This is a genomic window from Paracoccus panacisoli (assembly GCF_042435015.1).
In the GTDB taxonomy this organism is placed as follows: Bacteria; Pseudomonadota; Alphaproteobacteria; order Rhodobacterales; family Rhodobacteraceae; genus Paracoccus; species Paracoccus panacisoli.
In genome coordinates, this window is the sequence record NZ_JBHMQU010000022.1 from 61,646 (window position 1) to 69,669 (window position 8,024).

Annotated in this window: 5 protein-coding genes; 3 read left to right on the forward strand and 2 right to left on the reverse strand. The window is 71.2% G+C overall.

Features of this window, described 5'->3' with window-relative positions; genetic code table 11:
• Nucleotides 1-8: 8 nt before the first annotated feature.
• Nucleotides 9-2,255, reverse strand: a complete 2,247-nt coding sequence (locus tag ACFHYO_RS05775; RefSeq protein WP_394318994.1) for a Hint domain-containing protein — start codon at nucleotides 2,253-2,255, stop codon at nucleotides 9-11.
• Between the two features lie 448 nt (nucleotides 2,256-2,703).
• On the opposite strand from ACFHYO_RS05775, the gene ACFHYO_RS05780 reads away from it, so the two are divergent.
• Nucleotides 2,704-3,960: an aspartate kinase gene (locus ACFHYO_RS05780; RefSeq protein WP_036735956.1), complete on the forward strand. Its 1,257-nt coding sequence runs from the start codon at nucleotides 2,704-2,706 to the stop codon at nucleotides 3,958-3,960.
• A gap of 49 nt (nucleotides 3,961-4,009) precedes the next feature.
• Nucleotides 4,010-6,268: a phosphoenolpyruvate--protein phosphotransferase gene (ptsP, locus tag ACFHYO_RS05785; protein ID WP_036709574.1), complete on the forward strand. Its 2,259-nt coding sequence runs from the start codon at nucleotides 4,010-4,012 to the stop codon at nucleotides 6,266-6,268.
• A gap of 27 nt (nucleotides 6,269-6,295) precedes the next feature.
• Here ptsP and ACFHYO_RS05790 read toward each other — a convergent pair whose 3' ends face one another.
• Nucleotides 6,296-7,417: a zinc ABC transporter substrate-binding protein gene (locus ACFHYO_RS05790; protein ID WP_394318996.1), complete on the reverse strand. Its 1,122-nt coding sequence runs from the start codon at nucleotides 7,415-7,417 to the stop codon at nucleotides 6,296-6,298.
• 89 nt (nucleotides 7,418-7,506) lie between these two features.
• Here ACFHYO_RS05790 and ACFHYO_RS05795 point away from each other — a divergent pair, with 89 nt between their 5' ends.
• A complete protein-coding gene (locus ACFHYO_RS05795) occupies nucleotides 7,507-7,965 on the forward strand; it encodes a Fur family transcriptional regulator (RefSeq protein WP_036704781.1) in 459 nt (152 codons plus the stop codon).
• Nucleotides 7,966-8,024: the final 59 nt, after the last annotated feature.

The following is an 8,024-nucleotide window of genomic DNA, read 5'->3' on the forward strand; positions in this document are numbered from 1 at the left end:
CCCCGGTGTCACGAGACCAGCGGCTTGCCGTTCTCGGCGTGGCGGACGGCGAGCTTGCGCCCCATCCGGCCCGAGGCCAGCACCCGCGCCCCGTCCGGCGCCTCGGCGCGGATCCGCAGCTCGGGGAAGAGCGCTAGGATCTCTTCGCGCGCGGCCTCGCCGACCGAGCGCAGCGCCTCGGCGCCGGTATAGAGCGACTCGGTCTCGGCGCCGTTCGAGATGACGATCTGGTGGTCGTCGAAGAGGAAGTGGACGTAGGTCACCTCTGCCCCGTCCGCGACCACGTCGATCCCCTCGATCTGGAGGAGCTGCTTGGCGGCCACCAGCACCTCGTCGGTGCCGAACATCCGCTGCGCGATCCGCGAGCGGACCAGCACCCGGTGCTGCGGCGACACGTCGAGATCGGCCGACGGCACCCCGCGCCCGAGCGCGCCGGCACGGATACGGACCGGACGCATCTGCGGCCAGGCCGCCAACGTCGCGGCATCCAGCCGCCGGGTGCCGATCCAGCGGATCGGCTGCAGCCCGGCGTCACGGGTGACGACCAGGTCGCCCACCGCCAGATCGCCCGCCGCCACCGGACCGCGCTCGGTCTCGATCATCGCGTCCGCGGCGAAGCAGAGCACGGCGGTGTTCTCGACCGTCAGGGCCGAGCCGGCGACCGCGGCACCCGCGCCGTCCTGCAGCGTGAGGGTGAAGCTCGGCAGACCGCCGGTCCCGTCGAGCATGTTCAGCAAGCCGTCCGCCTGATCCGCGCGCAGCCAGGCGAGCGGGTTGGCGTAGTCCACGCCGCCGTGCGAGGCGTTGTAGAGCGCCAGGTTCTCGGCGTTGTAGTAGCGCGAGAGGTCGACGAAGTCGTTGTTGGTCGTGTCGCCGTCGTTGACCGTGCCAGTGTTGCCGACGTTGAAGTCGGTGATGATGTCGCCAGACCCGGCGAGGAAGGTGTCGTTCCCCTCACCGCCGGTCAGGGTGTCGGCGATCAGGTCGTCGACGTGGACGTTCGTGCCGTTCGACGGGTCGTAGCTGTCGCCGGTAACGAAGTCGTTGCCAGCGCCACCATCGACGAGGTCCGCGCCACTTCCGCCGACGACGAAGTCGTTGCCGTCCCCGCCGCGGATCACGTCGTTGTCCGCGCCGCCGTCCAGCACGTCGTTGCCGAAGCCGCCGATCAGGGTGTCATTGCCCGCCCCGCCCGAAAGCGAGTCCGCGCCGCCCAGCGTGTCGGTGCCCGCCGTGTCGTCGCCAAAGAGCCGGTCGGCGCCGTCGCCGCCGTCCAGCGTGTCGGTGCCAAGACCGCCGAGGAGCGAGTCGCTCCCGGCCCCGCCGACCAGCGTGTCGGAGTCGGCGCCGCCGTCCAGCGTGTCGTCGCCGAACCCGCCCACGAGGCTGTCATTGCCCGCCCCGCCAACCAGCGAATCAGCGCCGCCCAGCGTGTCGGTGCCCGCCGTGTCGTCGCCGTAAAGCCTGTCGTCGCCCATGCCGCCATAGAGCGAATCGTTGCCCAGCTCCCCGATCAGCGTGTCGGCCTCGGCGACCGTGTCGGCGCCGTTCAGCGTGTCGCCGTAGCCATAGAGCACGTCGTTACCGACGCCGCCCTGCACGCTGTCATTGCCGGTCCCGGCATAGACCGTGTCGCTGCCCTGCCCGGCGTTGACGCTGTCGTTGCCGCCCCCGCTCGCGATCACGTCGTTCAGCCCGTCGGTGCCGTCGATCTGGTCGCCCTGCCGGTCGGTGAACCCGGGGCCCATCAGCTCGGCGCCCGCCGTGCCGTCCACCACGCCGTCCGGCGCCGTGACGAGGCTCGCGTAGGGCGGGTTGGCGTTGACGAACACCTCGACGGTGGTGTAGGTCACGCCGGGCGTCAGCGGCTTGTTCGAGACGATGCCGTAGATGTTGTCGGTATCATTGTCGATGTTGACCGCGTAGATCGTCAGCTGCGATCCGTCCGAGCCGCTCAGGATGTAGCCGTAGTTGGGCTCGACCGTCGTTCCGGCCGGCAACCCGCCGTACGGCGAGGCCAACACCTGCTCATTATCGAAGTCGTCATCGAAGCTGGGGTCGGTGTTGTTGTCCGACACCGAAAGCGTCGTGGGCGCGCCCGTCAGACGCAGCGTGCCGCGGGTCCAGTCGTCGGCGTCAAGGTTCCCGTTCTCGTTGTTCGGAAAGATGTAGCCCCTGTCCCCGCCCGACGGGCCGCGCGGGTTCGTGGTCGTCAGCGAACTGAGCGGAATGAAGTAAAGGTCATAGGTAGCCATTCGTGCGTCGTCCCCCTGCAAGGACGGGCGCGGTTGGCGCGGGCGTCCTTCGTCTCGTTGTCCCGCAACCGTCGCCACGGCGGATCATGGACCGGCACCAGGGCGTCCGCCTGCTCGAGACTCTGCACGTGGGGGGAATGCGCCCACGGGATGGGGCACAGTTCACCAACGATACAGACCGGATCGCTTTCTGCGATCGATCGAGGGACAGTTGACCCGCGTCAGTGGGCCCCTGTTACGCCCGCGCGAGCCAACCCGTCAACGGGGTGCATCGAATGTTACGCAATGTTCGCGCCCGGGCCCCCTCGGCGTCCGCGCGCGGCCCACTCGACTCCCGCGCCCGCGGCCTTTCCGGCGCCCTCGCACCGCCCGTCGCACCCGCCCCTTGCCCCCGCCCCCGCGCCGCCCTATGCAGCGCCCCGTTCCGTTCCCGACTGGAGGCACTCGGATGCCGCTTCTGGTGATGAAATTCGGCGGCACCTCGGTGGCCGACCTCGACCGCATCGCGAATGCCGCCGCCAAGGTCCAGCGCGAGGTCGAGCGCGGCTACGACGTGATCGTCATCGTCAGCGCCATGTCGGGCAAGACCAACGAGCTCGTGGGCTGGGTCGAGGGCACCTCGCGGCTCTACGACGCGCGCGAATACGACGCCGTGGTCGCCTCGGGCGAGAACGTCACCGCCGGCCTCATGGCGCTGCGCCTGCAGGAGATGGGCGTCCCGGCGCGCAGCTGGCAGGGCTGGCAGGTGCCGATCAACACCACCGCCCAGCACGGCTCGGCCCGCTTCGTCGACATCCCGCGCGCCAACATCGACGCCAAGTTCGCCGAAGGCATGAAGGTCGCGGTCGTTGCGGGCTTCCAGGGCATCGGCCCGGACGGCCGCATCACCACGCTGGGCCGCGGCGGGTCCGACACCACCGCGGTCGCCTTTGCCGCCGCCTTCGCGGCCGAGCGCTGCGACATCTACACCGACGTGGACGGCGTCTACACCACCGACCCGCGCATCAGCTCGAAGGCCCGCAAGCTCGAGAAGATCGCGTTCGAGGAGATGCTGGAACTCGCCAGCCTGGGCGCCAAGGTGCTGCAGACCCGCTCGGTCGAGCTGGCCATGCGCTACAACGTGCGGCTGCGGGTGCTGTCGTCGTTCGAGGATACCGACGAATCCAGCGGCACGCTGGTCTGCGATGAGGATGAGATCATGGAATCCAAGGTCGTTTCGGGCGTCGCCTACAGCCGCGACGAGGCCAAGATCACGCTGGTGACGGTCGAGGACCGGCCGGGCATCTCGGCGGCGATCTTCCAGCCGCTGGCCGATGCGGGCGTCAACGTGGACATGATCGTCCAGAACATCTCGGAACGCGACTACGAGGATCACCCGGGCGCGGTCACCGACATGACCTTCTCCTGCCCCGTGAACCAGGTCGAACGCGCCCGCAAGGCGATGGAGGATGCCCGCGCCAAGGGGCTGATCGCCTATGACGAGCTGGCCGTGGACAGCGACGTGGCCAAGGTCTCGGTCGTCGGCATCGGGATGCGGTCCCATGCCGGGGTCGCGGCGCGGATGTTCAAGGCGCTGGCTGATGAAAACATCAACATCAAGGTCATCGCCACCTCCGAGATCAAGATTTCGGTGCTGATCGACCGCAAGTATATGGAACTGGCCGTGCAGGCGCTGCATGATGCCTTCGAGCTGGAAAAGGCCTGATCCGCCGGACGCGCCCTCCGGCCAATCTGGGCCAGGGGACCGCACGGAGATGCCGGAACGCACCGAAAGCGAATCGCGCAGGCTGCTGAGGCGGCTGCGCGATTCGCTGGCGGCGCCGGGCGGGGGGCAGGATCGGCTGGACCGGATCACCCACCACATCGCGGACTCGATGCGCTCGCAGGTGTGCTCGGTCTATCTGTTCCGCGACGCCGACACGCTGGAACTCTGCGCGACCGAGGGGCTGCGGGCCGAGGCGGTGCACCGCACCCGCCTGCGCCTGGGCGAGGGGCTGGTGGGCCGCGTCGCCCGCACGGGCCGTCCGATCAACACCGCCGACGCCCCCGCGCAGCCCGGCTTCCGCTACATGCCCGAGACCGGGGAAGAGGTGTTCCCCTCGTTCCTCGGCGTGCCGATCCAGCGGGTCGGCGAGAAGCTGGGCGTTCTCGTCGTGCAGTCGCGCGAGGCCCGCGAATACACCGAGGACGAGGTCTACGGCCTCGAGGTGGTGGCGATGGTGCTGGCCGAGATGGCCGAACTCGGCGCCTTCCTCGGCAACGAGGCGCAGCCCTCGACCCACCGCTTCCCGGCCGTCTTCCGCGGCGACACCGGGCAGGAGGGGGCGGCCGAGGGCCAGGTCTGGCTGCACGAGCCGCGGGTGGTCATCACCAACCCGGTGGGCGACGACCCCGACAAGGAACGCGCCCGGCTGGCCGAGGCGGTGGCGATGCTGCGCCAGACCGTGGACCAGATGGTGGCCGAGACCGAGATGCCCGGCGCCGAGGGCGAGGCGGTGCTCGAGGCCTACCGGATGTTCGCCAACTCGAAAAGCTGGCTCCGGCGGATGGAGGAGGACATCGACCTCGGCCTCTCGGCCGAGGCGGCGGTCGAGAAGGAGCAGTCGCAGGCCCGCGCGCGGCTGGAAAGCGCCGCCGATCCCTATCTGCGCGACCGGCTGCACGATCTCGACGACCTGTCGAACCGGCTCTTGCGGATCCTGACCGGGCAGGGCAGCGACACCGGCGGGGCGATGCCCGCGAACCCGATCCTCGTCGCGCGCAACATCGGCCCCGCCGAGCTGCTGGACTACGGCCGCTCCTTGCGCGGCGTGGTGCTTGAGGAAGGGTCGGTCGGCAGCCATGCGGCCATCGTCGCCCGGGCGCTGGCGATCCCGCTGGTGATCCACGCCGCCCGCATCCGCTCTGAGGCGCTGAACGGCGACCCGATCCTCGTCGACGGCGACAGCGGCATCGTCCACCTGCGCCCCGAGGAGACCGTCGCCGCCGCCTTCCGCGACAAGATCGCCATGCAGGCCGAGGCGCAGAAGATGTACGCGGGCCTGCGCGACCTGCCCGCCACCGCGCGCTGCGGCACCACCGTGCGGCTCTGCATGAACGCAGGCCTCATGGCCGACCTGCCGAGCCTCGAGGGCTCGGGCGCCGAGGGGGTCGGGCTCTTCCGCACCGAGTTGCAGTTCCTGACCCGCACCCGCGTCCCCCGCCGCAGCGAGCTCGCCGCACTCTACGCCCGGGTACTCGACAACGCCCACGGCAAGCCGGTGGTGTTCCGCACCCTCGACATCGGCTCGGACAAGGTGCTGCCCTACATGAAGCGCATCGACGAGCCGAACCCGGCGATGGGCTGGCGGGCGATCCGCGTCGGCCTCGACAAGCGCGGGGTGCTGCAGATGCAGCTGCAGGCGCTGATCCGGGCGGCGGCGGGGCGGCCCTTGCACCTCATGTTCCCCTTCGTCGCCGACGCGACCGAGTTCGCCAGCGCCCGCGCCATGCTGGACGAGCAGCTCGAGCGCGAGGCGGCGACCGGGCGGCCGCTGCCGACCGAGCTGCAGGTGGGGGCGATGCTCGAGACGCCGTCGCTGGCCTTTGCCGCGCCCGCGTTCTTCCGCCAGTGCGATTTCATCTCGATCGGCGGCAACGACCTCAAGCAGTTCTTCTTCGCCGCCGACCGCGAGAACGAGCGGGTGCGGCGGCGCTATGACACGCTGTCGGCGCCGTTCCTGAACCTGATCGAGATGATCGTCGCGCGCTGCGATGCCGAAGGGGTGCCGGTCAGCTTCTGCGGCGAGGATGCCGGCCGCCCGGCCGAGGCGGCGGCGTTCGTCGCGCTGGGGCTGCGGTCGCTGTCGATGCGCCCGGCCTCGATCGGGCCGGTCAAGTCGCTGATCCGCCGCATCGACATCGGCGAGCTGCGGGCGGTGATCGATGCCGCGCGGGCGGCGGGCGAGACGAACCTGCGCCCCGCCGTCACCGCCGTGCTGGCCCGCGCGAGCGCGAGCGCCAGCGCCGCCTGACGGAGGCGCCGGCGGCAGGCGCTGGCCTCAGCGGCAGGCGGTGAGGGCGGTGCCCATGCTGCGGATCAGCGTCGGGTAGAACCCCGGCCCCGCCGGGATCGCCGCGCCGACCGGGTCGATGACCGCGGTCTTGACCCCGGTGCCGTCGAACACGGTGTTGAGCAGGTCGGCGTCGAACTGCGGCTCGCTGAGCGCGCAGCTCACCCCCATCGCCGCCACCGCCTGCCGCAGCTCGGCGATGCGGGCGGGCGAGGGCGCGGACGCATCGCTCAGCGACACCGACCCCGCCGCGCTGACCCCAAAGCGCGTCTCGAGATACTGGTAGGCGTCGTGGAAGGCCACGAAGCGCAGGTCGCCCAGCGGCGCGAGCGCGGTGCGGGTGTCGGCCTTGGCCGCGTCGATCTCGGCCACCGCGGCCTCGGCGTTGGCGGCGTAGGCGGCGGCGTGGTCGGGGTCGAGCTCGGTCAGCGTCGCCGCGATGGCGCGGGTCCAGGCCTTGCCGTTCTCGGGGTCGAGCCAGGCGTGCGGGTCGATCCCGTCGTGGCTGTGCGCGTGGTCGTGCTCGTCGCCCGCCGGGGCGGGGTGGTCGTGGTCGTGATCCTGGGCCGCAGGGGCCGGGGCGGCCGCCTCGGCGGCGTGGTCTTGCCCGGCGTGGTCGTGATCGTGATCGTGGTCCGGCTCGGCCGCCGGGGCCTGCGCCGGGGCTGCCGCTTCGGCGGCATGGTCATGATCATGCTCGGCGCCGTGGTCATGCCCGTCGTCCCCGTGGTCATGCGGGGCGAAGGTGGCCCCGGTCCGGGTCGGCAGCGTCACGGTGCCCGGCGCGGCCAGCAGTTCGACCTGCTTCGCCTTCGGCGCCAGCGACTCGATCGGCCGCATCAGCCACGGCGTGAGTTCCGGCCCGACGAAGAACACCACCTGCGCCGCTTCCAGCGCACCGGCCTCGGACGGCTTCATCGCATAACCGTGCGGCGAGGCGCCCGGCCGGACCAGCAGCGCGGGTTCGCCCACGCCCTGCATCACCCGCGCCACCAGCCCGTGCACCGGCGCGATGTCGGCCACCACGCGCGGCCCCTCGGCCAGGGCGGGCAGGGCGCCGAGCGTAAGGGGAAACGACGCGGCGACGGCCGCCAAGAGGGATCGTGACATCGGGGACACTCCGCATTAGGATGGAGGCATGAGTTATAGTATAACATTCCCGCGGTCAACCGGCGCCGACCGTCGGGGGAGGGTATGCCATGCATGACCACAGCCGCTGCATCGCCGACGCCATGGCCCGCGTCGATGCCGAAAGCACCGCCCACGGCCGGGCGCTGACCCCGGTCCGCCGCCGGGTGCTCGAGATCCTGCTCGAAGAGCACCGCGCGCTCGGCGCCTACGAGATCCTGGACCGGCTCAGGGCCGAAGGCCTGGGCAGCCAGCCCCCGGTCGCCTACCGCGCGCTCGACCACCTGATGAAGGCCGGCTACGTCCACCGGATCGAGACGCTCAACGCCTTCGTCGCCTGCACCCAGGGCGCGGCGGGCCACGCGCCGGCCTTCCTCATCTGCCGCAACTGCCGCACGGTGATCGAGACCCCGGCCGAGACCCGCGGCGGGGCGCTGGGCGATGCCGCCGCCGACGCGGGCTTCGCCATCGAGACGACGGTGCGCGAGGCCGAGGGCCTCTGCGCCGACTGCCGCGCGGCCGCGGCATGAGCCCCGCGGGCGGGACGGGTCCGGCGACGCCAACCGGCGCGCCGCCGACGCGGGCGACC